This is a genomic window from Mucilaginibacter sp. P4_A11 (assembly GCF_056402535.1).
This window is the reverse complement of record NZ_JBFUHE010000002.1, coordinates 470,506-496,452: the sequence shown is the minus strand read 5'-3', so window position 1 is coordinate 496,452 and position 25,947 is coordinate 470,506. Positions and strand designations below refer to the sequence as shown.

Below are 25,947 nucleotides of genomic sequence, written 5' to 3'. Positions count from 1 at the left end.
CCGTTCATTCCGTTCATGTACCTTTAAAAAGCATCAAAATTGCCTTTTTGTACGTAATATTAGTCATTCGTTAGTTCTTAAGCCGGACTTTAAAACGGTTATTAAAACTAATATATTAAAAACTAATATTTATATAATATCAAAATTTTGGCTTATGCGTATTGCTATTATCGGAACCAGAGGTATCCCAAATCATTACGGTGGTTTTGAACAATGTGCCGAATATTTATCGGTTGGTTTAGTAAAAAAGGGTTATGAAGTTGTGGTTTACAACTCGCATAATCATCCGTACCAGCAAAAGGAATGGAATGGCGTTGAGATACGGCATTGTTATGATCCCGAATGTAAGCTGGGTACCATAGGTCAGTTTTTTTACGATCTTAATTGTATCAGGGATCTGCGGAAAAGCAATTTTGATATTATACTCCAGTTAGGCTATACCAGCAGCTCGGTTTGGTCATGGCTTTTCCCGCGCAATTCGGTAGTAACCACCAATATGGATGGGTTGGAATGGAAACGGGCTAAATATTCAAAGCCGGTACAGCGCTTTTTGCACTTTGCCGAAAAACTTGCCGTGAAGCACAGTGATCACCTCATAGCCGATTCGCCCGAGATACAGCGTTATCTGGCGAATAAGTATAAAAAGGAAGCAACTTTTATCCCCTACGGTGCCGGGGTGTTTGAAAACCCAAGCCCGGAAATACTGGAGGATTATGATATTAAGGTTCATGGGTATGATATGCTGATAGCAAGGATGGAACCCGAAAACAGCATTGAAACTATACTTGACGGCGTGGTAAGGGCCGATAGGGACAGGCCATTCCTGGTGGTTGGTAATACAGCCAATGATTTTGGCGAATATCTGAAACTGAAATTTGCACCCCTTAATAAAATAAGGTTTGTAGGTGGTGTTTATGATATGGGTAAGCTTAATAACCTGCGCTACTATTCTAACCTGTATTTCCACGGGCATACAGTTGGCGGTACAAATCCTTCTTTACTTGAGGCGATGGCTTCAAATGGTCTTGTTTGTTCGCACGATAATAAATTTAACCGCGCGGTGCTGGGTGACGATGCCTTTTACTTTAGTACAGCTATGGATGTAGCCGAACATCTAAGGGCTGTAAATAAGAACGATAAGGCATATGAGCACTTTTTGGTCAATAATACGGATAAGATCAAAACGGTTTATACCTGCGAAAATATCGTGAACTCTTATGCCAGCCATTTCGAAAGTATAAAACTGGACGCTGTAAAAACACAACCGGTACTACCAGGAAAAATGGAAGTTGCACTATTTCTGGAGAACGCTTAAACAACAACCCAATTTTATTCCCCCAATAAAAAAATGATCAACTGTAATTTCCCCCTGCCATTTAAATTGATTTTAGTGGCGTTTTTGATGCTGAGTTTTTTCAGCTCATGTTCTTATAAACAAAATCAGGCTTTCCTTGAAAAGAAGGATGCAACCTCGCCGATAGCGGGCTTCACAGGCAATGCAGAGGTATATAAAATAAGGCCACAGGATGTTTTGCAGGTGCGTAACCTGCAAAACATTAAATACATAGTTGATGACATCCCGACGGGGGCCGGAGCGGCTCCTTCATCATCAGGTGGCGGTGCTGCTGCTGTGGGGCAAAGTTATGAAGTGGCCGAAGATGGTACCGTTGCACTGCCGGTGATTGGCCGGGTAAAGGTTGATGGTTTATCAAGATTGGAAGCGGCCAATAAAATTCAGGACCTGTACGGCAAAAATCTTATCAAAAATCCCATTATTGATGTAAAGATCATTAACCTTAAAGTTACGGTACTTGGCGAGGTCAGGCGACCGGGTAATTATCAGCTGATTAAGGATAATGCCAGTTTAATTGATATGCTTGGCGAGGCCGGCGGCATTACCGATAAAGGGAATGAGAAACGGGTTAAAATTGTACGCGGCGGAATAGTTAATCCGCAGATCATGGAGGTTGATCTGAGCGATGTAGCCTCGTTATCCAGTCCGGCCATGATGATGCAAAACAACGATGTTATATACATTGAGCAAAACAGGAAATCGCTACGTAATGAAAAACTGCAGAATTTTTCGACCTTGATACAGCCAATATTGTTGCTGCTTAACTCAGCACTTATTATAACAACGATAAAGTAGGGCTCATTCCTTAAGACGCTGTTTGAATCTAATTATTTTAAAATGTAGAGACGCATCACATGCGTCTCCCGCATGCAATCCCTGAAGTTAATGATTATGAAGCGGCTTGTCCTATGGGAGACGCATGTGATGCGTCTCTACATAAAAACTTCTCAAACAACCTTCATCAATTTTAAACATCTTCTAAAATCTTTCAACGCCCGGCAATAGCTGCCAGGCGTTTTTTGTTTGAAGTGATTGAATAACTGAACTGACAAAAAATATCGGTAGGTTAGCAATGTTTGTCTGAGGGAACATTTAAAAGTTTTTTTATTTAAAAATTTTCTTGTAAATATGCCTCACCAATCAGTAAACCGATTTACTGCCCACTTATGGTCCACGAAAAGGAATATCAAATGTGGCCTGATGCCCGGCTATTGGAGCAAATAAGGCTTGATGACCGTAAGGCGTTTGAAATTCTGTACCATAAATATTCATCGAAGTTGTTTTACGCGGCTTATAATCTTTTCAGGGATAAGGATGTTTGTGAAGACTTGGTGCAGGAATTATTTATCGACCTGTGGACAAAGCGTAATCAATTAAACATCACTTCGCTTGAAGCTTACCTTAAAGTAGCCATCAGGCACAGGGTGTTATTTTATCTGCGCACTAAAAAAGCTTCTGTAGATCTTGCTGTAATTGAAACACTGGTTGAAAAATATTCGGCTGATAGTAAGCTGTTCCAGGATGATATTGTTCATTTACTGGAAGATGGCGTGGCGCAACTCCCCGAAAAATGCAGACAGATCTTTACCCTGAGCCGTAAGGAATATCTCAGCAATAAAGAAATAGCCGCCCGGTTAAACATTTCCATCAAAACCGTCGAAAACCAGATCACTATTGCTTTACGGTATTTGCGTACCGGTTTAACAGACTACCTGCCATCTGTAGTGGCGCTGCTATTGCTGCATATGTTTGGTAAATAAACCCTCGCCAAAAAAATATTTTCAATTGCTTTGGGGGGTACCCCGGTTTATTGCATCCTGCAATTATAAACCATGGCAAAGTTCCCTTTCAGAAAAAAACAATCCGGTGCAAATGACAGGCATTTGCAGGAAGAGCTTGTAAATAAGTATTTCGACGAGCTTGATCTCAGCAGCGTACAAAACGAAGCCGGGGACGATGTGGAATTTAATGCCGACAGTGTTTACAGCGGGATCAATGCCGCTTTAGATAATGCAGAAAAGAAAAATCCAGGTAAATCAAAAAAATGGATGGTTGCTGCCTCGCTTATTGCGGGTTTATGCATTTCGGTAACAGCGGCCTATTATTACCGTTATGCCCTGCTTGATCGTTTAGATCCTATCGCCAATAAACAACTGGTTGCTGCTAACGGCCAAACTGTAAACTTCACTCTTGCCGATGGTACCAAAATATGGTTAAATGCAGGTAGTAAGCTTACCTATCCAGAAACATTCCGCGGTGAAAAACGCGAAATTAAGCTTGAAGGTGAAGCTTTTTTGGATGTGGCCCATGACCCAGCCAAAGCCTTCATCGTACACACCGGGCAGGTGAGCACACATGTATTAGGTACCAGTTTTAATATCAAAGCCTACGCTAACGAACGTTTTATTAAGGTTGATGTTTTGAGCGGCAAGGTAGGGGTGGTTACACCCGCCGGCAAGGCTAAAAGTACAACTACATTTTTAACCCCTGCTGAGGAGGTGGTGTTTAATAAAGATGGCTTATCGGTCACCAAAAATAAACAGGTTGATGTGAACGCGCTAAGCAGCTGGAAGGACGGCGAGCTGGTATTTAAAAACATGGCACTTACCGAGGTGCTCAACACCATTAACCGCCACTTCAATGTAACCGTACAGGCCGATGTTAACCTTGTGCGATGCTCCATTACGGCCAATTTTACCAATGTTTCGCTGGAAAATATCATGAAGATCATGTCAAAACTGGTAAAGGGAAAAGCTGTGCAAAAAGGTACGGTTTACCAGCTAAAAGGGCGGGGTTGTTAACATAAAAACCAATTAATAAAAGAGATATACTAATTATCAGTTAACCTAAATAACAAGCTATGACAACATAAATACATTAAAAAACCCTGCTCAAAAAGGATTTTGACAGGGTTAAACTAAAATGCCGGGTTATTAATAAGTGCAGCGTTTAGAGGTCCAATTCAGAACGAAACACTTGAATTTCAAACACTTTAATTTTCTCAAATCTATGAATATATCTCTATTTTCAAATGGAGTAATTCGTCATGTATTAATATTAATGAAAATTACCTCGCTTGCCTGCTTTGTGGTTTGCCTGATGTGCTTTACGGCCGTGGCAAACAACTCGTTTGGCCAAAAATTTCTGGAGGTATCGGTTACGCTCAAATTAAAAAATGCCAAGCTAACCGATGCGCTGGATAAGATCTCGAACGAAAAGCATATCAAATTTGCCTACGCCGACAATGTACTTAAACCAACTTATGTTGTTAGCCTTAGGGTTAAAGACAAAAGTATCAGGGAAGTACTCGACCAGGTTTTAACGCCCTTTAACCTCAGCTACAAGATCATTGACGATGTTATTGTTATTGATGAAAAGCCCGAGATAGAGAGCAGCACCGGAGGCATTCAGCAAGGTCCCAGGCAACCCATCAAAATTAAAGGTAAAGTTACCGACGAAAACAACTTAATTATACCCGGAGCAAGTGTGCGGGTTAAGGGCACTACTATAGGTACCGTAACCGATGTTAACGGAAATTACACTATTGATGCTCCCAATGCTGACGCAGTACTGGTGTTTAACTTTATTGGTTATACAGCAAAGGAGCTGCCTGTAGGTAACCAAACTACGCTGGATGTGCAATTGGTTCCCGAAAGGACATCTCTTAATGAGGTAGTAGTTATTGGGTATGGGACTCAAAGGCGTGCAAACGTTATCGGTGCGGTTGACCAGATCAGCTCGAAGGCTATCGAAACAAAGCCATCAGTCAACCTTACCCAAGCTTTGCAGGGAACATCGCCAAACCTTATTATCCAGCAAACCAGTTCGGAGCCGGGAGCTTACGCCAATATTAATATTCGTGGTATGAGCACTCTTAATGACAATAATCCACTGGTGGTTATTGATGGTATTACAGGCGGCGATATCAACTTACTTAACCCTTTGGATATCGAAAGTGTTTCGGTGCTGAAGGACGCCGGCTCGGCTGCAATCTATGGGTCTCGTTCGGCTAATGGCGTAATATTGGTTACTACCAAAAAAGGAAAAAATAACTCGCGTACAACGCTTACCTATAACGGGCAGGCTGGTATTCAATCACCACACGTTGGATACAAACCTGTGCATAGCTATGAAAACGCCATTTTGCGCAACGAGGCTGTGGTAAATGCTGGCTTGCAACCTATTTATAGTCCGCAGGATATTCGTAATTTTCAACAGCAAGGCGATCAGCAATGGTTTTTGGATGCCATTTTAAAGGATGCATGGCAGCAAAATCATAATTTGGCTTTAACCGGAGGAAACGCCAATACAACATTCCTGGTATCGGCCGGGGTTACTGATCAGCGGAGCAATCTTGTTGGCCCCAATTATGGTTTAAGGCGTTACAATTACAGGATGAACCTTACAAGTAATTATGGTAAACTTAAGTTAACAGGCATTCTTGCATACTCACGTACCGAGATCAAAGAACATTCATACAGCACAGGTACCCTTATTGTTGACGCAGGCCGTACACCAACTTATTATAAGATCAAGGATGATCAGGGCCGCTATCTTACTAATGATGTGCTTACCGAGTTTAACCCATTGGGCATACTCGAAAAAGGCGGCTACCGCTTACGCGATAATGACAACGTATTTGGTAACCTTAATGCCGAGCTTTCTATCACTAAAGATCTGAAGTTAAAAGGTGTATTTGGTGGTACATTACTATCAAACCATATGTTTGCCAGGGTTATGCAGGTTAATTTTTATCCATCAGGCACCTATGGTGCGGATAGAAATACGAACGATGAAAACAATAAAAACCTTTTTACTAATGCCCAGTTCCTGGCGCAATACACAAAAACCTTTAATAAATCGCATAATGTTGATGTGCTGATCGGTGTGGCTAATGAGTCGACCACCAATAAAGCCAACAAGCTTTATTTAAAATATACCGACCCAGAACTTGGTACCCCGGTTACCGGTACGGTAATTGACCCTGCATCATCAACTACTAACAATAATACTGTTGAAACAAGCCTTAATTCATTATTTGGCAGGGCCAATTACTCTTATCTGAATAAGATTTACGGCGAGGTTGATTTTCGCCTTGATGCCTCATCCAAATTCAATACGCAAAATCGTAACGCATTTTTTCCTTCTGTTTCGGGCGGCTACAGGCTAACCGAAGAAAGGTTTATGCAAAGTTATCATGATAAAGTTGGTGATATCAAATTGAGGGCATCATACGGTATTTTGGGCAACCAAAGCGTAGGCGATTATCAATACCTGCGCACGTATGGGCCTTACAGAAACGGCGACGGAACAATCAATCCCAATCCTTACGGGTTTAATAACTCGGGCGTTGGCGGCATAACAATTGATTTTGCCAACCCAAACCTGCGTTGGGAACGCGCGGCAACGTTTAATGCCGGCGTTGATGCCAATTTTTTTAAAAACAGCTTAAGTGTGTCTGTTGATTATTTCAACAAAACAACGCGTGATATATTGTTGCCGCCGGTTGTTCCCGGAACTTTCGGCGCCGGGCTTCCGAGTTATAACGCGGGTAAGGTTCAAAATCATGGTTGGGAGCTCACTGTTAACTATTATTTAACCACTCAAAACTTTAAGCACTCCTTTAGCTTTAATGTGGCCGATAGTAAAAACAAGGTTTTGTACCTGGAAGGTGGCGACCAGTTAAAAACTTATGATGAAATGCAGGTTATTAACCGGGTTGGTTTACCAATAGGCTCATATGTTGGCCTAAAGCGCGATGGCTATTTCCAAAACCTTAATGATATCAAAACTGGGGCTAAACCTGCCGGTTTAACCGTTTCGCCGGGTGATAACCGTTATGTGGATGTTAATGGCGATGGTGTTATTGATGACAACGATAAGTTTGTTTTGGGTAACCCGTTCCCACGCCTCACTTTTGGTTTTACTTATAATGTAAATTATAAGGGATTTGATTTTAACCTGTTTTTACAAGGTGTAGGCAAACGTGCCATGTTTGTAAGGGGAGAGCAGGTAGAGCCTTTTCACGTAAACTACTCACAGGTTATTTACCAGCATCAGCTTGATTACTGGACACCCGAAAACCCCGATGCCCGTTACCCAAGACTTGCTGCCAGCGGTAGCCAGTCAAACGAAAATAACTTTAGGCGGGGATCAGACATGTACCTGTTTGATGGTAAATACCTGCGGGTGAAAAATGTGCAGCTGGGTTATACTTTACCCACCACATGGTCGAAGAAATTGGGTTTACAAAAACTGAGGGCTTATGTATCGGGTCAAAATGTACTCACTTTTTCAGGTATGAAGTTTATCGATCCTGAATCGACCGAGTTCAACAATAACCTTAGTGCTGGTGGGGCAAACAGTGCTCGCGCTTATCCAACACCAATTTATTATGGTTTTGGCTTAGATGTAACCCTATAATACTATCCATCATGAAAAAATACTCAACACATAAAATCGCTTTTTTCATACTGCTTACTGGTTTGGTATCGGCATGTAAAAAACTTGACCTGGCTCCAGTAAACAAATTTACCGACAGCAATTTCTGGACAACAACTGAAAAGGCCGGCAGTGTACTTAATACGGCCTATACTCAAATGTATAACAACGATTATTTCTTTTACAACGAAGGAATGTCAGACAACGCTTACAACGGCAGGGGGGATAACCAGGGAGTTGCATCGTTGGCTGCCGGTACCTATGATCCGTCGCTTGGGCGTTTAAAACAGGAGTGGGGCTTTCACTACAGTGGCATAAAAACCTGTAATATCTTTTTAGAGAATGTTGACAAAGTCACTGTTATGGATGCTACTTTAAAAGCACGCATGAAAGCCGAGGCAAGGTTTATCCGTGCCTATCATTACTTTACGCTCGAAACCTGGTGGGGCGATGTGCCTTTATTTGATCACGATATCAGCATTGAAGACTCAAAAACTATTGCACGTACGCCAAAGGCGCAGGTAGTTGATTTTGTTTTAAAAGAACTTGATGCCGCTGCCGCTGATTTGCCGGTGAACACCGCTTATAAAGAAGCCGACAGGGGACGCATTACAAAAGGCGCTGCCATTGCCCTTAAAGCAAGAGTGTTATTGTATGAAGGCCGCTGGCAGGAAGTGGCCACTACATGCGAAAAGCTGATGAACGATAACAGCAACGGTACATACAGCTTGTTCGCATCATATGAAGGCTTGTTTTTGCCGCAAAACGAATATAACAGCGAGGTAATACTGGATCTGGAATATGTGCCGATTGTACGTACCTACAGTAACTTTTTTGATATGGCCCCGCTGGCAGTGGGCGCACGTTTAAATGCGCTTGCGCCAACGCAGGAACTGGTTGACAGCTACCTGATGGATAATGGCAAAAAAATATCTGATGTGGGTTCTGGTTATGATGAAAGCAACCCTTACGTACACCGCGACCCGCGACTTACCAATACTGTTGTTTACAACGGCTATCAATGGAAAAAGCCTGATAATACCACACAAGTTATTTATACCAAACCGGGCGATGACCCTGCATCTACTAAGCTCGATGAATATGCACCGGGGAAGGTAAGTTCGCCGACCGCTTATTACACGCGTAAATACTACGACCCTACATCTGCCACCAATTTTCAGTCGGGGTTAAACCTAATATTAATTCGTTATGCCGATGTGCTGCTCATGTATGCCGAGGCCAAAAATGAGCTTAATCAGCTTGATGCCGGTGTTTGGGATAAAACCGTTAAAGCATTGCGTGCACGTGCCGGTTTTACCGATGCTCCTGCCTTAAATTTCAATGCTGTTGGTCAGGCCGAACTGCGTAACATAGTACGTAACGAACGCCGGGTGGAATTTGCTATGGAAGGCCTTCGGATCTTTGATATCCGCCGCTGGCGTACTGCGGAAACCGTACTTAGTGGTTGGGCACATGGTGCCAAATATGGCCCCGCATCTGTTGATAATGGTTACATCAGGGCTAACCTGCGCACTTTTGATAAGGGTAAAAACTACCTGTGGCCAATTCCGCGCGATGAGCGTGCCGTTGACCCTAACCTAACTCAAAACCCGGGCTGGTAAATCAATAATTATTTATAAAAAAGACATTATAATCAATTACGATCATGAAAAATATTACATACTGCCTTATGGCAGGCATCATAACCATTTTAATGGTAACAGGCTGTAAAAAGGATAAAACCTTACAGCATACCCAGGTATCGGCAGTAAACAACCTGTTTGCTCCTGCAAATAATAAATTTATCCAGCTGGAGCCGGTAACCGGTTCGGCCACTTTCGAATGGGCCGAAGCCCATGCCGAAGACAATGGCCTGGTATTGTATGAAGTAGCTTTTGATAAAGAGGGCGGTGATTTCTCAAAACCTGTTTACACTATTCCTTCGGATGCTAACGGACTTTACAACAAACTCACCATCTCTTATAAAGACCTGAATAAAGTGGCCGATCTGGCCGGGATCCAGCCGCAGGCTACCGGTAAATTGAAATGGACAGTAATGTCATCAAAAGGCATCAATGTGGTTAAGGCAACTGCTTCAAGCATTATTGAGGTTCAGCGTGCTGCGGGCTTCACCGATATTCCTGCCGATCTGTACCTAACCGGCTCAGCTACCGAAGGTGGAGAAGACTTAAGTAAAGCGGTACATTTTAAACAAACAGCAACAGGTGTTTTTGAAGCCTGGACATCAATTAAAGCGGGTACCTATCACTTTGCCGAACGTAACGCAGGCACACCTGCCACTTATTCAATAGATGGCATCAAACTGCTGAAAGATGGGGCTACCACCGTAACCGGGGCTACTAAGGTTGAGCGTATTGTAGTCGATTTTACTTCGGCATCAGCTACTATAACCGAAGTAACCGAGGTTGGGTTGTGGTTTGCAGCTGATAACAAAGTTTGGTTTCCAATCCCTTACAAAGCTGGTGGTAAATGGGAAATTGATAATGCTTCTATCGTGTTTCACCAGGAATCGTGGGGCAGGGATGAGCGTTATAAATTCCGCTTTGCCTTCAAAGATGCAGCCGGTAATGCCTCCGTTCAGTTTTATGGCAGCAAAAACTCAGATAACAGTCGCCCGGATGCCAATACGGCCAAATCATTTTGGTATATGGTGCCTGTGAACGATTCGCAGTATGATTTCTCCTTTAAGTTTACCGGAGCAGCCGACAATCATAACGCTGATATCGTAGTTGATTTTAGTGCTGATGCAGCTGCATATACCCATGTAGTTACTGTTAAATAATACTAACCGCAGCCTGCCGCTATGCTGTTAAAAGTATAGCGGCGGGTTGATGATAAAAGATATTTATGAAAAATAAGCTATTCAATAACATAACCCTTGCCACCCTTGTGGGTGGTATGGCCATGAGTTTTTCGTCGTGCCTAAAGGACAAACCTTTCCCGCTGTATGGCAATAAAGCTTCAGTAAAGGTGGAATTTAAGTATGCCGAAACCGCAGATTCATTACAGGAAAAAACATATACTACCTTCATATCGGCAAACGGCAATTATGTTGTACAAAATAATGCCGGCAGCACCCAGTTTAACTACTGGCCTAACGCTCATACGCTGGATATTTTTACCGATGCTTACCTGCGCACCAATAACGATATCTACAAGCAAAGAATGAGCTCGCTTTTAGCCGGGATAAAAACCACTAATGGCGGTCTTTCAAATAATTTTTATGATGATATGGAATGGCTGGACCTTGCAAGCCTGCGCGCTTATAGCGCCACAAAAGATGCCACTTATCTTACAGCTGCCCATACGCTTTGGACAGATATCCAAACCGGCGAAAACAGTAACCAAGGTGGCGGTATAGCCTGGCGCAAGAATCAGTTGGATTATAAAAATACACCTGCAAATGCACCTGCTATTATTTTTGCCGCCCGCTTATATGCCCTGGAAAAAAATGAGGCCGACCTTGCAACAGCAAAACGCTTGTACACCTGGCTCAAGAAAACCCTGCTTGATCCTTCTGGCATCATTTGGGATGGTATAAATGCCAATGGCGACGGGCAAATCAGCAAGTGGAAGTTTACTTATAACCAGGGTGTGTTTATTGGTGCAGCACTGGAACTTTATCATGTTACCAAAGATGCTGCCTATCTTACCGATGCTGTAAACTCTGCCAACGCAACTATCAATGATACAGAGATCTCGCCGGGTGGTATCCTGAAATCGGAAGGGCAAGGTGATGGTGGATTATTTAAGGGCATCCTGATCCGGTACCTTACACTACTGGCCCTTGATCCCGATGTATCAGAAACAGACAGAGCTAAATTTATCAGCTTCCTGAAGTTTAACTCAGAAACCTTGTACACCGCCGGCATCGAGCGTCCGTCACTAATGATCAGTCCGGATTGGAAAAAACAACCATCAGGTACTACCGATCTTACAACGCAGCTAAGCGGTGTAATGATGGTTGAAGCCGCCGCTACCTTGAAGAAGGCAGGGAAGTTGTAAGGAGAAATAAACTATATCGTCATGCCGAACTTGTTTCGGCACCCCACGAGAAAGGTAGACGATTTGCTGAGCATGTGGCTTAGCGAGTGAGGTGTTGAAACAAGTTCAACATGACGATAAATTAATTGTGTCATGCCGAACTTGTTTTGGCACCCCACAAGAAAGGTGGGCGATTTGCTTAGCATGTGGCTTAGCAAGTGAGATGTTGAAACAAGTTCCAACATGACGGCAAATTAATTGTGTCATGCCGAACTTGTTTCGGCACCCCACTCGCTGAGTCTGCAGCATGTAAAGCAATGAAGTTTTGTTTTGAGTAAGGAATGTCTTAATTTGGCATAACTAACCCAATCACAATGCCTGATAAACAAGGTCATGTTTACATTATGACCAATGCCTATCGTACTACATTTTATATAGGTGTCACAAGCGATCTTCGTGCAAGAGTTTGGCAGCATATTAATGGAGAAGGTTCATTATTTGTAAAGAAGTATCGCTTATATGATCTGGTTTATTATGAACACTTTCATAGAATAACCGATGCTATTGATAGAGAAAAGCAATTAAAGAATTGGCATAAGGATTGGAAGATCAATCTGATCAAATCTATTAATCCAACGATTAAGGATTTAAAGGACGATTTGGAATTGGGTTGATATTATCCGGTTGCTTGGCTCACGTGTTTCTTATCACGTGGGGTGCCGAAACAAGTTCTGCATGACGATTGGGATGGGAATACCACCCTACCCAAACAAAATTAAGATGAAACTATTGTCATCCCGAATTTGGTTCGGGATCCCACGAGATAGGTTGCAGATATGCTTAGCTCACGTACTTCTTAGCATATGGGGTGCCGAAACAAATTCGGCATGACGGGTGGATGGGGATCTCACCCTCTACCCAAACAAATTATTCGTAAACTCCAGCTTTATCCTTGTTTGAAAATTATCTATCGTTTTAAAGATCTCTTTCAACGCCACTTTTTCAATTTTGGTGAGTTTATCGGGGTCGATATAGTTATCGGGTTCGGTGCGGTCCTGGATAATTTGGGAGGCCTGGTTACGGAGGCGCAGACTCATTAAAAAATAGTACGACTGGATCAGTTCGTGGACTTCCTTTTCGTTGAAAACGTCTTTTTCCTTTAATGCTTTCAATCGCTCGCCGGTATTAACCTCAAAAATACGATGACGCAGTGCATACATGCGCACCAGATCTACGATTGGGGTCATTGATTTTTTGATATCGAAAACCTCCTGGCTGCCTTTGGTGAATGTTTTGATGTTTTTGAAAAAGGTGAGCGGTGGCTCGTATTGCAGCGCGTTTTTAGCCATGTGGAAAAAGATCTTACCCAATGGCTTCTGCAGTTCTTCGTCTAAAAACTCTTGCAGTTCGTCCATAATGCCGGCTTCACCATAAAGGTAGCGGCAATCAAAAAAGGTAGAGAACTGGATCACTGTTTCGGGAACAGCTTCCGTCATCCAGCTTTCGTAGTTACGTTTCCAGTGGGAAAGGGAGTGTGTCCATTTGGGGTTTTGAGCCATGTAGCCGCCGGTACAAAAGCTAAAGCCAATGTGGTCCAGCTTTTCAGATACCTGCTGTGCAAAGCTCAGGAAATATTCGCGCACCAGTTCGCGGTGTTCGTTAGCTTTGTCTTCGTAAATAATGGCGTTATCCTGGTCGGTTTTAAAAGTTTGTTCTTTACGGCCTTCGCTGCCAAGTACCATAAAAACAAATTTGGCAGGCGGCTGCCCCATCACTTCAATAACGCTTTCAATTACTTTTATGGCAATAGTGTCGGCAATAGTGGTGATCACCTGGTTCACGATTTCGGCGTTTACACCGCGACCAAGTAATTGCGTAACCATTTGAGGCACCGACTCCCATTTGCGTTTAAGCTCCTGTACGGAAATTGCCTGCTTAACCGACTGGATAAATACCAGCGGCGATTGCGCCTGCTCGGCCAGGAGTTTGTTCCTGCTGATGCTGCCTACAAATTCATCACCGTTTTTAATGAGCAGGTACCGTGTTTTGGTTCGGAACATCATCAAAATAGCCTCATATACATAGGCATTGGTACTGATGCAAACGATGGGGTTGCCCATTACGTTACCAACTGGTTGAGCGGTGTCGGCTTGTTTGGCAACCACGTTGTCGCGAAGCGTAATGTCGGTTACATAGCCTACAATTTTGGCATGTTCATCCCTGATAAAAATGCAGCTTACCTTATGTTTCGCCATTAACCGGGCAGTTTCATAAACAGGGGTGCTTTGCGGACAGGATACTATTTCGCGGTATTCGATGGTTTCAATTTTGCGCGAGTACAATTGCTCGGACGCTATATAGCTTTCCTCAAAAGTTGCCGGGCGCTTATAGAAATGTGCAAACTCATCATTGAGCATGCGTTTGCCAAAATCGGAGGTAAAGTATTGAAAAAACTCTTCGTAGGTTTTGCAAAGCGAACGGAAATCTTTACGGTGCAGAAAGAAAACGGTAGTACCCTTTTTTGCGATCACCGTGCGGATGGATTGCTTGCGGTTAAGCAATACCGAAATGCCACCATAACAATAACCCGAATGATGATGCTCCAATAGCCTCTTGTTTTGCTGGCTATCGTAAAAAAAAGATTCGTATTCGCCCTCGGCAACGATATCCACACCGCGCATTTTGGTTACTTCCTGCTGGTAGATGACCGTATCCTTACTATAGCGGATCTCCTGCAGCTGATCTGCAATCTCTTCCAGTACCTCCGCAGGCAATAAATTAAAGGGAGATACTTTACTTAAAAATTCAAGACGTTGAACCATATAACCAAAAAGCTATGATGATGATCAATATTAAAACAATGGCTGCAGGTAAAAGGTATTTTTTTTCAGATCGGATCTTTTGCAGGTAAACTTCCTGGTGCTGTACACTATCGTCGGTAATGTCGCCGCGTTTCAGCATCTCAAAAAAACATTCGGCGGTAGCCTCGGCATCTTCAAGGGCGTTGTGCTGCCTGTCTAATGTTTTGTTAAACAGTACCTCGTACAACTGGTTTAACCTTAAATATTTAACCTGTGGGTTTTGTACCCATTTGGTGGTCGCCAGCATGGTACAAAACGTTTTTAAATTTTGAAGCGGGTTGGCGATGCCTGTGCGGTAAAACTCAACACCGGCAACATTCAGGTCGAGCTCAATAAAATGACCTATTACCAGCGGTTGGTATTCAACCAGATCATTGGCAAGCATGGTCATTACCTCTTTACGCCATTCGCCATGCTCAACCAGGTATTCTTGCGTAAGGCCGTGAACTGCACGTGCTTTTTCACTTATAGTAAAGTCATTATCCTTAATGTAATGATCTTCACGCTTCAGCTCCTGCATATCGCTGGTATAAACAATCCATGACACTTGCAGCGCATAAGGCCAGTTGTCGTTATCGCAATAGGGAAGGTCCCACTTTTTGGGCAGGCCGGAGGTTTCGGTATCTATGAATAAAAGGTAATCTTGCACATGCTAAATTTAGGAATTTATTTGAATGATGGTAACAGTGTGAATTGCCTTTAAAATCATTGATTGGTCGAAAGTCATTAAGAAATTAAAATCAGATCATTAATTTAAAATCCCATGGAAAAAAAACGGCCGCTGATCTAAAAGCAGATTCAATGCTTGGCTTAAATTCGCATATTCGTAATATACAATTACAGGAAAACATGATGACGAATAAGAAGATCAAATTTATTAAGGCTTTGATAATATATTTAACTTTTATTGGATTGGTGACCCTTTTCGGTTTAATTACAAAAATCAGCGAAATAATAGGAAATTTCAATATCTTCTTTATCACTGTTTTGTTGATTAATCTATTTATCGTACTGATTAACTTATTCTTTTTGTTCAAGAAAGGATCCGAAAATGGCTATGAATTGATTTTACTTGCGAACGCAATATATAGTTTAATTTCTGGCCTTGAGTTTCGTGGGAGAGGAGTTATCATTAGCAATAATTTAGGCCCTGATATATCAGTTTATTTTAAAAAGAATTGGGGAGGGCTTGATTACGGTTTCCATTATGATGTTTTTAATGTAGTTATTAAACTGTTTTTCTATGACAATACTAAATATCCTCAATTGTCTTTTCAGGTAAATTTGATCATGTTGATGATAAGTGTGTTCCTTTTTTTTAGTTGTAAAACAATAAAAAAGTCTTTATATACAGAGCGTTAACTGCAGCAGGCGTGAAAATATTGCGTCGGCAGTCGGAAATGTATAAGTTGCCACTGTTACAGGTCGAAGTTTAGCGATAGCGTAACTTCGTCCTAAAATGGCTTAAGCTTTCAGCTTGAGTTAAACAATCCTTGTTTGGATAGCAGATAAAATAACGGGGGCGTTTTACCAAAACCGGGGAAGCAGAATGCTTACCCGGTTTTGGGTCCAAGTTACGCCGTAGCTAAACTTGAACCAGATTATGGAGCTGTCAATGTTTTCTTAACCACCGTATGCACACTAAAGTATCCCAGCGCACCACCTTTAATATTGGTTAAGGGATTGGCTGGGGCAGCATTGTTGCCATCGCCATTGGCGCTGTTGCTGAGACTGTAAAAGTATTTGTAAACGGCCTGATCGATGCTCATCATTTCGATGGTTACCTGGTTGCCCGGGCGGATGTCCCTTGCTGGGTTATCATTGTCATTGCTGAACCTAAGGTTGTTGTTCACTTCCTGCCCGTTGGTAAATTCGTCATCTTCCAGCATAATTGTTTCCTCTTTGCGGCCGTTTACGTACTGTACAAAGCGGTAATAGTTTTTGGTAGCTATAGGGTCTTGATATCGCACGGTAACATATTTGCGCGGAGTACCGTCTTTATTGTTTATAAGTTCGTCTTTAACCAAGTAAATACTATCTAAAGGAACCGCAGGCAGCATGGTACAACTTGATGTAAATGATTTACCATCGATGCTCACACTAAGTTGATAAGTATGACCCGGAGTACCTGTCAAAGTGCTGTTTTGGTAAATGCCGGTGCTTGTAGCAGTAAGCGGATAAACATGGTTATTATCATCGGCAATGGTGACAGTTGCTCCGCTTATACCGTTAAAGTCATTATTATCAGTAAAGTTTTTGGTTTTGCTAAGCAATACTTTACAACCGCCGGCTTCATTGGTCAATACACCTTCAACTACATATTGCGGCGTGGTGTCTTTTAGTTTCAGGTCGATGGCCTTTTCGCAGGAGCTTAGGGCTGCTGCAAAAAGCATGATGGTTATATATTTTATAGTGTTTTTCATCGGCTTAAAATTTAAAGTTATAGGTAACCGAAGGTACAAAGGTGAATAAAGTGGTACGCACGGCTTCGGTACGGCTTGCATCGGTCTTGTTATCGCGGAAAAATATGCGGTAAGCGTTAGGGTTGCCATAAGCATTATACAAACTGAAGGTTAAATCAGACTGAAACTTCGCCGTTTTTTTCAGCTGATGGGTAGCACCCAAGTCAAGGCGGTGGTAAGCCGGCATCCTGTCGGCATTTCTGTTGGTGTAATAGTAGTAGTTTACGCCGTCAACCTGGTATTTACCGCTCGGGAAGGTCACGGCATCGCCGGTATAGTAAACAAAGTTGGCCGAGAATGTCCATTTCTCACTGGCTTTGTACATGGCCACAATGGCTATGTCATGCGTGCGGTCCTGTCTGGCATTGTACCATTGGTTATTGTTGATGCCATCAATCATCCTTTCAGATTTTGACAGCGTATAGCTGATCCAGCCGGTAAGCCTGCCAGTTTTCTTTTTTAGCAAAAACTCGGCACCATAGGCGCGGCCCTTGCCGTAAAGCAATTGTGTTTCTATAGGCTGGTTAGTAAACACGTTGGCACCGTTGCGGTAATCTATCTGGTTTTGCAGCTTCTTGTAATAGCTTTCAACCGTAAATTCATAGTTGTGTTCGTTGAAATCTTTGTAGTATCCAACAGAGAATTGGTCGGCAATTTCTGGCTTGATGAGGTTTGTACTGGCTACCCATTTATCCGTTGGCGAACCCGAATTTGAGTTGGAGATCAAATGCAGGTTTTGCGCGTTCCGGGCATATGATGCTTTGATAGAGCTTACATCATTTAACTGGAAAGCTGCCGCAATACGGGGCTCCAGGTTAACATAGGTTTTAACCTCCTGCCCGGAGGTGTAATGTTTTGAGCCGATGATATTGCCATCGGCATCGATATCATAATAATCGCCCGATCCAAATATGGTGAAGGCCGACAGGCGTACACCATAAGTTAAGGTAAAGCGATCTGTTGCTTTCCAGGTGTTGGTAACATAGGCCGCGTTTTCAAGGGCGTACCTGTTTTGCAGGCTTTGCGATATAATGCCCGAGTTGCCCGTGGCCGAAATTTCGCCCGGTTTAATGGTATGGTAAATGCTGTTCACGCCAAAGCTTATGGTGTTTTTTTGGCCGGCGTACCATTGCATGTCCTCTTTAAAATTAAAATCGCGGATCTGCGAATAAATGTTGAACTCGTTTACATCCTGCTTGATGTTGAGCTTGTAATCGTAATTGCTGTAAATGAGCGAGGTATTAGAAAATAGCTGACTGTTAAAAATGTGGTTCCAGCGCAGGGTAGCCGTGGTATTTCCCCAGTTGATACCGGCTATATCGGCGGCGCTGAGTACATCTTTACCAAAATATCCCGAAATAAATAAACGGTCTTTATCGCCCAAAACATAATTGGCCTTGGCATTAACATCATAAAAATAAAGCTGGCTGTTTTTGGCTACGCTATCTTTAGATAGTTTTAAAAACGCATCGGCATAAGTTCTTCGTGCCGAGATCAGGAAGGATGATTTACCTTTTTGAATAGGCCCCTCGGCATTGATCCTTGCTGCTATGAGGCCAATGCCGCCGCTTACACCAAACTTTTGGTTGTTGCCATCATTCATTTTAATATCCAATACTGATGACAGCCTTCCGCCATATTGCGCGGGCATGTCGCCTTTGTAAATATTGATGTTTTTGATGGCATCCGAATTAAAGGTAGAGAAGAAACCAAGCAAATGCGATGCATTGTATACCGGTGCTTCATCAAGCAGGATCAGATTTTGATCAGTTGCTCCTCCGCGCACAAAAAAGCCGCCGCTGCCTTCCCCGGCCGATTTGATGCCCGGCAGCAATTGGATGGTTTTGATCACATCACGCTCGCCAAGCAATACGGGAATATTTTTAGTTTCCTGAATACTGAGATGTTCAACACCCATCTGTGGGCTGGCCAGGTCGCGGGCACCGGCGGGAGCTGCTTTAACGGTTACTTCCTGCAGTTGCTGGGCGTTGTCATCCAGTTCGATATTTAAACGATGGTTACTGGTTAATGATACGGACACTACAGCAGATTGTTGACCCATGGCGCTTACCGAAAGCTCATAATTGCCGGCAGGCAAAGTGAGCGAGTAAAAGCCATATTCGTTACTTGATGTACCTGCATTTGCATTGGCTACCCGGATGCTTGCGCCAATGATGGTTTCGCCGGTTTGTTTGGCTTTAATGGTGCCGCTTACGGTGTATTTTCCGTCTGCCGGGGCGGTCACCTGCTTTTTTATTTTTGAGGCATCATATTTAATTAATATGTCCTGTTCAAGCACTGTAAAGCTGAAAGGATGAGAAGTAAGAGCCGTGCGTAATACATCGCCTAAACGCTGATTTTGGGCATTCACGCTGATCTGTACTGTGCTTTTGGCAACGGTTTCGTTGTAAGTGAATCGTACACCGCTTGCGGCTGTTATTTTATCCAAAGCCTGCTTAAGGGGCTCATTGTTCAGGTTGATAGAAACTGTTTTATCAAGAGGGCTTTGTGCGTATGCATTACTTTGTGCCAGGATCAGGAAAAATAACATGCAGAGTGCCGTTCGGAAGGGTATTCGCGTTATTTCGCAAATCAGCATGGAGGGCCATGCCGGTCTGTTGGTTTTCATAGTTGCTTTAAATTGTTGGTGTTTGTTTATCCCTTTAGGAGATGATGTTTTAAAAATGAAAAGGTTAATTGTTGGGTGGTAAAAGTTGCAGGTAATAACCACTATCATGCTTGCCCCAGCGAAGGTCCATCACAGCGCAAAGTTTATCGAATGTTTTGTTGAGGGGTTCGTTAGTGTTGATATGGCCGTAAAAACCTTTTTTGCTGACGTCAGGAGTAAGGACTATACGAACTCCGTACTGAAGTGAAAGGTCGTCAGTAACAGCCTGTAGCGATGCTCCATCATAACTGAACAAGCCGGTACGTTGTGAAAGGAATTTTGAAGCGTTGGGATATTCCTGTTTCACTAATGACCTGTCGGTTTTGTTATATACGGCCCTTTGGTTAAGTACCATAATGGCTAGTTTGCTTTTTGGCAGATTATGCTCCTGTACAGCCACTTTCCCGCTGATTACTGTTACCTCAGATATGATCTGATCGGGGTAGGCTTTAATGTTAAAGCTGGTACCCAGTACAACAGTTTTAAGCTGGCCCGATTGGATCACGAAGGGATGGTCCTCGTCATGCACAACGTCAAAAAACGCTTCACCCTCCAGTTTTACCAGGCGTTCTTTAGTCCTGAATTTGTCGGGATAGCTGATATGGCTGCCGGGGCTAAGCCAGATCCTGGTGCCATCCGGCAAACTGATCTGCCGGTGTTTGCCTGGGGCCGTAACCAGCTCAACCTGTTTGGCAGGATCGATTGCCTCCAAAACCTCATTTTTGTAAAGCGCAGCAAATGTAATCAGCAATACCACAGCCGCTGCAGCAGCTATGTTTCGCCATAAGGTAATAACCTTACGCGCGGGTTGCCCCGGTGTTTCCATTTGTGCGGTTATCTTATTCAAAATACTTTCCCGCAGCTGTTCGGGAGTGTGGTGTTTTGATGCCGATAACAGTACTTCCTCATCATTAAAGCCGGTATACCAGGTATCAAGCCAGGCTTGCTCTTCCGGGCTAATGGTGCCTTGCTTTAGTTTATAGGCAAGTTCTTTTACATCGTAGGTTTTGTTTTCCATCGTAAACTAATTTTTCAACCTTTTACACATATAGTCAGGGACGGATGGAAATACCCTTAGTGAAAAATGAAAAATATTTTTACTGACGTTGTTTTCTTTTTTGAGATTGAAACCGGAGGAAGCCATACCGATCGAAAAAATGTTAATTTTAACTAAGCCAAACTAAAACCAATCAAATGAGAAAAGTAATCTACGGCATCAACCTGAGTTTAGACGGTTGTTGCGATCACACCAAATTCGGTGGTGGTAATGATATACTGGAATATTTTACGCAGCTTATGCACGGTGTTGACCTGATTTTATACGGGCGTAAAACCTATAAATTAATGGTTCCTTACTGGCCCGATGTTGCAAAAGACCCAAACGCAAGCAAACCAGGCAGTGAATTTGCAAAGACATTTGACGCCATTGATAAAATTGTTTTCTCACGAACATTAACCCGTGTTGACGAAAAAAATACAAGAATTGTTCGTGCCAATCTTGAAGATGAGATCGTTAGACTGAAACAACAGCAAGGAGGCAATATTTCAATCGCTGGAGTAAACCTGCCGTTACAAGTTATAGAACTTGGCCTTGTTGATGAGTTCCATTTTGTGATCCATCCAGTAATTGTAGGCGAAGGGAGAGGGTTGCTGGAAGCTACCGGTTTAAAGGAAAAGCTGGGTTTAAAGTTAATAGAATCAAAAGTGCTTGATCTGGATGTATTGCGCTTCATTACGTGAAACTGTAGCCAGCCCTAATGTTAACTGAGCAGTAAAAATAGCACCGGTAAGGAAACTCCAAGCGATTGCCTGAGCGTACCTAATGCTTTTGACATGTGTGCCTCAACCGTTTTTTGCGAGATCCCCAGTTCTGCTGCTATCTCGGCATAGGTTTTATTTTCATCACGACTAAGCAGGAATACAATGCGGCATTTTTCGGGCAGCTGGCTGATGCTATGATCAAGCCGCTCCCGCAGTTCTTTTTCCTCCAGCCATTGCATGGTGCTGTCCTCTGTTTCCGGCGAAGTGATAGTGAGTTCATCCAGGTGCTGTTGCTTCCTGTATTGACGATCGAGATGATTGATCACCCTGTATTTAACAGCTACCGAAAGATAGGTAGCCATGGTATGGGTTAACTTAAGGCTCGCCCGGCGCTGCCAGATGCTTAAAAATACTTCCTGAACCACTTCTTCGGCTTCGTGTTCATCATCTAAACGATGATATGCTACGGCAAAGGTTTTATCCCAGTACCGGTTATACAACTCGGTAAAAGCCTCGCGGTTATCGCAGGCCATGAGCTGTAAAAGCTGTTCGTCGGTATGGGTTATATGTGGATTTGGTGCAGGCATTGTTTATCTGCAATGCTAAGTTAAAGAATGTACAAAAAATAACTTTCGCACTTGTTTAACATGTTTTAACAGTTTGCAAGTTTAGAGTTTTATTGGGGTATAAAGTTACATTGATATCAAAATTTATAGATCATTAAAATAAAAAAAGCCGCCCCGGAAAGCCGGGGCAGCTGAAGCTATGAGGTCAGTTAGTTAATAGTTTTAAAATGTAAAGCCTACTCTTGCAAACAAGCGGCGGCCGTTTTCACCCATTTGCACCGCATCAAACGGGCCTGATGGTTCGTTGTTGAAGGCATATCCTTTAGCGCCTTTTACATAAGCAAGATCGGGGTGTACGTTAAAAATGTTATCGGCACCAATGGATAAACGAACCGATTTGGCCACTTTGTAAGCGAAATACAAGTCGCTCACCACTTTGCCGCTATAGATGTACTGATCTGGCAGTTGGGCTGAACCATTATCGGTTGGTACAGTAGGGGTGAGGGTAGTGCCATCGCCGTAGCCATCAATCACAACTTTGCCAAAGTAGGTAAAGCGGGTGCCTACGGTGAAGCTTTTGTGGCTAAACTCGGGATTTAAGCTAAGTTTTTGAGGCGGGGCCGATGCAAGGATAAATTTCTTTTCACGTTCGCTCAAAAAGGTTTCGCGCAGGGCGGCGGTAGTACCCAATATTGGAGGATAATTTACCTTGTTAATCTTCATGGTTTGGAAGTTACCGGTAAACAGTACCCTGAACCTATTAGCCCCAATAGTTTTATTGTATTCAATTACTACGTCCAAACCTTTGTTGGTGGTGTTTACGGCATTAGCAAAAAACTGGGCAGAACTTACATGCAGGTTTTTGAGAGCATCGGTAAATGTAGGGTCGAGGGTATCGTCATCGGCACTGAACTGGCCCGAAAGCACTACGCGGTCGGTAACTTTAATATAGTATCCGTCAACAGTAAAGCTTAACCCAGGCAACGGTTTAAAGGTAAAGCCCAGGCCGGCATTTTTTGATTTTTCCTGTTTAAGGTTAGGGATCCCGGCCGCTTTGGTGATAGGGCTGTAGTTTGGCGCTATCTTAACTTCAGATATTACGGTGCCTTGTACATTGGTAAAGGTTGAGCTGTAATTGATCTGCTGTAATGATGGCGCGCGGAAACCTGTACCTAATGAACCGCGGATGTTAAAGTTTTCAGTGATTTTATAACGTGTTGCCAGTTTGGTATTAAAGTTTGAACCAAAGTCGCTGTAATGTTCGTAGCGGTTGGCAAAATCGACCAGCCATTTTTTAGTGATATCACCCTCGAGATCAACGTATACACCTTCTACCGAGCGGTGGGCGCTTACCGCGTCGCTTGGCTGATAACCGGGGAAGCCCTGCGAGCCGGCCGCTTTTACACCGGTTGGATCATAGTTCTTATACGAAGCTTCCTCGCCCGAAAAGATCTTGTAGCGCTCGTAACGGTATTCGCCACCAAAACCAAGGTTAAGGCCCTGCATTACATTGCCAAAATGCTTGTTGATGTTCAGGTTGCTGGTGTTTTGTAAAAACTCCGATCCGCCATCGTCAAAATTGGTTTTATCGGCCCCTAAAGAGGCATTGAATGTTTTATAGCCAAAAAAGTGAAATTTGTTATTACCGATGTTATTGCTCAGGTCCCAGTCCCAGGCATCGCCCAAAGTACCTTTGGCACCAACTGCTACAGCGATATCGGTATTGTGGGTGCGGATGATGGGGTTATAATAGGATTCGCCATCAGGAGTGTTAAAAATAATGCCGCTAACAGGGATTATGTTGCCGCTGTTGTCTGTAGGGAAACGTTCAGGACGACCAGAGAAATTACGGGTGAAAGCATAATCGTCAGATGCTTTATAACTGTAGCCGCCAAAGCTGTACAAAGTTGTACGGGTACCTGCAAGCGGCGATTCATGATTGAAAAAGAATGTACCGCTCTCCGCCGAGCCATCACCATTGGCACGCCTGTAAGGATTTATAGGCAATGCTTTAGGGTTTGAGGTTGTAGTATCGTGTGTTTGACGGAAGGTTTTACCGTTTTTGGCATAATCGCCGGTAAAGTTGATGAAGCCACCATTTTTACCAAGTGCTAAACCATAATTGGCATCAATGGTAATGCCATTACCATCGATAGCGCCGCCATGCGGATATTGCGAAGCAACAACGCTTTTATCGCTGTTAAAGGCAGGGTCATAATAACCGGAGTAGCCAACGTTTGCATTAAACACACCGGTAGTTTTCTTTAACACAAGATTGATAACACCCGCAATAGCGTCAGATCCGTACTGAGCCGAAGCACCGTCGCGGAGGATCTCAACCCTATCAATAGATGCTGTGGGGATAGAACTCAGGTCGACCCCGGAGTTGCCGCGACCGCGCGTACCGAATACAGAAACGAAAGCGGTGGAGTGGCGGCGCTTGCCATTTACCAAAACCAGGGTTTGATCGGGGCCCAAACCGCGTAAAGTACCCAGTTCAACGTGGTCGGCACCATCCGAGCCCGATTGTTTATTGTAATTAAATGAAGGGGCCGAATAATTAAGGATGTCGGTTATATCCATACGGCCGGTTACCGAGGCAGCTTTGCCTACATTAACGATATCAACAGGTACGGCTGTTTCCAGCTTTACCCGCCCGGCCGACCGTGTACCTATTAATACTACTTCATTTAACTGGGCTACATCACCAACCAGGGTAATATCAATTTTGCTGCGCCCGCTGATGGCTACTGTTAAGGTTTTGTAACCCGTGTAGCTTATAACCAATTCATCAGTTGCTGCTGCCGAAATGGAGAATATCCCTTTTGCGTTGGTGCTGGTGCCTAAATTACTTCCTTTAATGTGTACCGATACTCCGGGCATTGGAGCGTTGTTTGCAGCGTCGGTAACGGTTCCGGTTATGGTTTTCTTTTGTGCTAATGCTAACAGGGGAGTTATGGTTAGCAAAATAAAGGTTAATAGTAAAATTTTCTTCATAAAATGGGGGGATGAGACTGAAATAATAATGTTTACTTAACCTAAGTTAATAATTATTAAACAATTATCAATATTTCATCTATTTTATTCGAAAATTTATATTAGAAATTATGTTTTATTTGAAATTGATTAAAATATTATGGTGTTCATCTGTTTTTTTAATGTATTATTTATGAAATTATAAAAAAGCCAACTATCAAAGAGGGTAAATCTTTAATAAATGGCTTTTTTGGATTCAAAAAATAAACGGAATGTATTTTATTTGCTAATTTTTTATTTAAACAGCTTTTTCAGGCTCGGTAATTTTAGCTTTTTTAGTTGCAGCGACTTTTACAGGAGTAGCTTCTGCAGCTTTTTTCTCTTTTTTTACTTTCGGCTCAGCAGGTGCTGCGTGTACTTCAGGGCTTAATTTACCAGCCAATGTTTTTGCCAGGTTTTTTGCAGCTTTGTCGATAGCTTTTTTAGCCTTGCTGATATCAGGGCCAAATTCACTCACCAGGGTTTCAATCTGGATCACTAATTTTTCTTTTAATTGTTTTTTAAGAGCTTTGCGTGCTTGCTTGGTAGCGGCTTTATCTTTTATATTTTTCATGTGAATGGATTAGAAAATCAATCGAAGCAGAGTTTTTTCTTCGAATTGCAAAGGTAGGTTAATATAATGTGCTTTTAATATTATGTTTATGTTAACAAGTGTTATATATGTTAAGTTTTTATTAATTGATAATCAATGCTATTAGTGTGACGCTTCTTATTTATTTATTCGTTTTATAATGTTGTTGTTTGGTGCGGCTTACACTAATTTTTTGAAAGCCTTTAAGTTAATTCATAACTT

At 42.8% G+C, this 25,947-nt stretch carries 19 protein-coding genes; 11 read left to right on the top strand and 8 right to left on the bottom strand.

Annotation, left to right across the window (positions count from 1 at the left end; genetic code table 11):
* Nucleotides 1-154 precede the first annotated feature (154 nt).
* The 9 genes from AC1DUD_RS05985 (at nucleotide 155) to AC1DUD_RS05945 (ending at nucleotide 12,474) form a co-directional block, all read left to right on the top strand.
* Complete coding sequence (locus tag AC1DUD_RS05985) at nucleotides 155-1,315, top strand: DUF1972 domain-containing protein (protein WP_477372590.1); 1,161 nt, start codon at nucleotides 155-157, stop codon at nucleotides 1,313-1,315.
* Between the two features lie 33 nt (nucleotides 1,316-1,348).
* Nucleotides 1,349-2,149 (top strand): polysaccharide biosynthesis/export family protein, encoded by an 801-nt coding sequence (locus tag AC1DUD_RS05980; protein WP_477372588.1) that lies wholly within the window; start codon nucleotides 1,349-1,351, stop codon nucleotides 2,147-2,149.
* Nucleotides 2,150-2,520: 371 nt separating this feature from the next.
* The gene (locus tag AC1DUD_RS05975; RefSeq protein WP_477372586.1) at nucleotides 2,521-3,114 is read left to right on the top strand and encodes an RNA polymerase sigma-70 factor; all 594 of its coding nucleotides are present in this window, start codon (nucleotides 2,521-2,523) and stop codon (nucleotides 3,112-3,114) included.
* 72 nt (nucleotides 3,115-3,186) lie between these two features.
* Nucleotides 3,187-4,155 (top strand): FecR family protein, encoded by a 969-nt coding sequence (locus tag AC1DUD_RS05970; RefSeq protein WP_477372584.1) that lies wholly within the window; start codon nucleotides 3,187-3,189, stop codon nucleotides 4,153-4,155.
* A gap of 259 nt (nucleotides 4,156-4,414) precedes the next feature.
* The gene (locus tag AC1DUD_RS05965) at nucleotides 4,415-7,777 is read left to right on the top strand and encodes a TonB-dependent receptor (RefSeq protein WP_477372582.1); all 3,363 of its coding nucleotides are present in this window, start codon (nucleotides 4,415-4,417) and stop codon (nucleotides 7,775-7,777) included.
* A gap of 11 nt (nucleotides 7,778-7,788) precedes the next feature.
* On the top strand, nucleotides 7,789-9,417 hold the full coding sequence (locus AC1DUD_RS05960) for a RagB/SusD family nutrient uptake outer membrane protein (RefSeq protein WP_477372580.1): 1,629 nt from the start codon (nucleotides 7,789-7,791) through the stop codon (nucleotides 9,415-9,417).
* A 44-nt stretch (nucleotides 9,418-9,461) separates the two neighbouring features.
* Complete coding sequence (locus tag AC1DUD_RS05955) at nucleotides 9,462-10,598, top strand: SusE domain-containing protein (protein WP_477372578.1); 1,137 nt, start codon at nucleotides 9,462-9,464, stop codon at nucleotides 10,596-10,598.
* Nucleotides 10,599-10,663: 65 nt separating this feature from the next.
* Nucleotides 10,664-11,821: a glycoside hydrolase family 76 protein gene (locus AC1DUD_RS05950; RefSeq protein ID WP_477372576.1), complete on the top strand. Its 1,158-nt coding sequence runs from the start codon at nucleotides 10,664-10,666 to the stop codon at nucleotides 11,819-11,821.
* 353 nt (nucleotides 11,822-12,174) lie between these two features.
* Nucleotides 12,175-12,474, top strand: coding sequence for a GIY-YIG nuclease family protein (locus AC1DUD_RS05945; RefSeq protein WP_477372573.1), 300 nt, complete (start codon nucleotides 12,175-12,177; stop codon nucleotides 12,472-12,474).
* Nucleotides 12,475-12,714: 240 nt separating this feature from the next.
* Here AC1DUD_RS05945 and AC1DUD_RS05940 read toward each other — a convergent pair whose 3' ends face one another.
* Together AC1DUD_RS05940 and AC1DUD_RS05935 are read right to left on the bottom strand one after the other, a co-directional pair.
* Entirely contained in the window at nucleotides 12,715-14,622 is a 1,908-nt protein-coding gene (locus AC1DUD_RS05940; protein WP_477372571.1) for a DUF294 nucleotidyltransferase-like domain-containing protein, read from the bottom strand.
* Nucleotides 14,606-15,310, bottom strand: a complete 705-nt coding sequence (locus tag AC1DUD_RS05935; protein WP_477372569.1) for a 3'-5' exonuclease — start codon at nucleotides 15,308-15,310, stop codon at nucleotides 14,606-14,608. Before AC1DUD_RS05935 ends, AC1DUD_RS05940 begins: the two co-directional genes overlap by 17 nt.
* Before the next feature lie 152 nt (nucleotides 15,311-15,462).
* On the opposite strand from AC1DUD_RS05935, the gene AC1DUD_RS05930 reads away from it, so the two are divergent.
* Nucleotides 15,463-16,023, top strand: a complete 561-nt coding sequence (locus AC1DUD_RS05930) for a hypothetical protein (protein ID WP_477372567.1) — start codon at nucleotides 15,463-15,465, stop codon at nucleotides 16,021-16,023.
* Between the two features lie 239 nt (nucleotides 16,024-16,262).
* On the opposite strand, the gene AC1DUD_RS05925 is transcribed toward AC1DUD_RS05930, so the two are convergent.
* The 3 genes from AC1DUD_RS05925 to AC1DUD_RS05915 all read right to left on the bottom strand — a co-directional run bounded on the left by AC1DUD_RS05925 (nucleotide 16,263) and on the right by AC1DUD_RS05915 (nucleotide 20,809).
* A complete protein-coding gene (locus AC1DUD_RS05925) occupies nucleotides 16,263-17,084 on the bottom strand; it encodes a DUF4249 domain-containing protein (protein WP_477372565.1) in 822 nt (273 codons plus the stop codon).
* A 4-nt stretch (nucleotides 17,085-17,088) separates the two neighbouring features.
* The gene (locus AC1DUD_RS05920; RefSeq protein WP_477372563.1) at nucleotides 17,089-19,752 is read right to left on the bottom strand and encodes a TonB-dependent receptor; all 2,664 of its coding nucleotides are present in this window, start codon (nucleotides 19,750-19,752) and stop codon (nucleotides 17,089-17,091) included.
* A 64-nt stretch (nucleotides 19,753-19,816) separates the two neighbouring features.
* Nucleotides 19,817-20,809, bottom strand: coding sequence for a FecR family protein (locus tag AC1DUD_RS05915; protein ID WP_477372561.1), 993 nt, complete (start codon nucleotides 20,807-20,809; stop codon nucleotides 19,817-19,819).
* Nucleotides 20,810-20,985: 176 nt separating this feature from the next.
* Between AC1DUD_RS05915 and AC1DUD_RS05910 the strand changes: the two genes are divergently transcribed.
* The gene (locus AC1DUD_RS05910) at nucleotides 20,986-21,531 is read left to right on the top strand and encodes a dihydrofolate reductase family protein (protein ID WP_477372559.1); all 546 of its coding nucleotides are present in this window, start codon (nucleotides 20,986-20,988) and stop codon (nucleotides 21,529-21,531) included.
* 20 nt (nucleotides 21,532-21,551) lie between these two features.
* On the opposite strand, the gene AC1DUD_RS05905 is transcribed toward AC1DUD_RS05910, so the two are convergent.
* From AC1DUD_RS05905 to AC1DUD_RS05895, 3 genes are all read right to left on the bottom strand, one after another.
* A complete protein-coding gene (locus tag AC1DUD_RS05905; protein ID WP_477372557.1) occupies nucleotides 21,552-22,139 on the bottom strand; it encodes an RNA polymerase sigma-70 factor in 588 nt (195 codons plus the stop codon).
* A 201-nt stretch (nucleotides 22,140-22,340) separates the two neighbouring features.
* Nucleotides 22,341-25,115 carry a TonB-dependent receptor gene (locus AC1DUD_RS05900; protein ID WP_477372555.1) on the bottom strand — a complete coding sequence of 925 codons (2,775 nt, stop codon included), beginning with the start codon at nucleotides 25,113-25,115 and terminating at the stop codon, nucleotides 22,341-22,343.
* Nucleotides 25,116-25,392: 277 nt separating this feature from the next.
* The gene (locus AC1DUD_RS05895; protein ID WP_477372553.1) at nucleotides 25,393-25,707 is read right to left on the bottom strand and encodes a hypothetical protein; all 315 of its coding nucleotides are present in this window, start codon (nucleotides 25,705-25,707) and stop codon (nucleotides 25,393-25,395) included.
* Between the last annotated feature and the right edge of the window lie 240 nt (nucleotides 25,708-25,947).

Excerpts from the sequence above, each read along its gene's own strand:
- AC1DUD_RS05920 (WP_477372563.1), bottom strand. The coding sequence starts at position 19,752 with ATGAAAACCAACAGACCGGCATGGCCCTCCATGCTGATTTGCGAAATA.
- AC1DUD_RS05905 (WP_477372557.1), bottom strand. The coding sequence starts at position 22,139 with ATGCCTGCACCAAATCCACATATAACCCATACCGACGAACAGCTTTTA.
- AC1DUD_RS05960 (WP_477372580.1), top strand. The coding sequence starts at position 7,789 with ATGAAAAAATACTCAACACATAAAATCGCTTTTTTCATACTGCTTACT.
- AC1DUD_RS05950 (WP_477372576.1), top strand. The coding sequence starts at position 10,664 with ATGAAAAATAAGCTATTCAATAACATAACCCTTGCCACCCTTGTGGGT.
- AC1DUD_RS05940 (WP_477372571.1), bottom strand. The coding sequence starts at position 14,622 with ATGGTTCAACGTCTTGAATTTTTAAGTAAAGTATCTCCCTTTAATTTA.
- AC1DUD_RS05985 (WP_477372590.1), top strand. The coding sequence starts at position 155 with ATGCGTATTGCTATTATCGGAACCAGAGGTATCCCAAATCATTACGGT.
- AC1DUD_RS05910 (WP_477372559.1), top strand. The coding sequence starts at position 20,986 with ATGAGAAAAGTAATCTACGGCATCAACCTGAGTTTAGACGGTTGTTGC.
- AC1DUD_RS05970 (WP_477372584.1), top strand. The coding sequence starts at position 3,187 with ATGGCAAAGTTCCCTTTCAGAAAAAAACAATCCGGTGCAAATGACAGG.
- AC1DUD_RS05965 (WP_477372582.1), top strand. The coding sequence starts at position 4,415 with ATGAAAATTACCTCGCTTGCCTGCTTTGTGGTTTGCCTGATGTGCTTT.
- AC1DUD_RS05895 (WP_477372553.1), bottom strand. The coding sequence starts at position 25,707 with ATGAAAAATATAAAAGATAAAGCCGCTACCAAGCAAGCACGCAAAGCT.
- AC1DUD_RS05955 (WP_477372578.1), top strand. The coding sequence starts at position 9,462 with ATGAAAAATATTACATACTGCCTTATGGCAGGCATCATAACCATTTTA.
- AC1DUD_RS05980 (WP_477372588.1), top strand. The coding sequence starts at position 1,349 with ATGATCAACTGTAATTTCCCCCTGCCATTTAAATTGATTTTAGTGGCG.
- AC1DUD_RS05900 (WP_477372555.1), bottom strand. The coding sequence starts at position 25,115 with ATGAAGAAAATTTTACTATTAACCTTTATTTTGCTAACCATAACTCCC.
- AC1DUD_RS05930 (WP_477372567.1), top strand. The coding sequence starts at position 15,463 with ATGCTTGGCTTAAATTCGCATATTCGTAATATACAATTACAGGAAAAC.
- AC1DUD_RS05975 (WP_477372586.1), top strand. The coding sequence starts at position 2,521 with ATGGTCCACGAAAAGGAATATCAAATGTGGCCTGATGCCCGGCTATTG.
- AC1DUD_RS05945 (WP_477372573.1), top strand. The coding sequence starts at position 12,175 with ATGCCTGATAAACAAGGTCATGTTTACATTATGACCAATGCCTATCGT.
- AC1DUD_RS05915 (WP_477372561.1), bottom strand. The coding sequence starts at position 20,809 with ATGGAAAACAAAACCTACGATGTAAAAGAACTTGCCTATAAACTAAAG.
- AC1DUD_RS05925 (WP_477372565.1), bottom strand. The coding sequence starts at position 17,084 with ATGAAAAACACTATAAAATATATAACCATCATGCTTTTTGCAGCAGCC.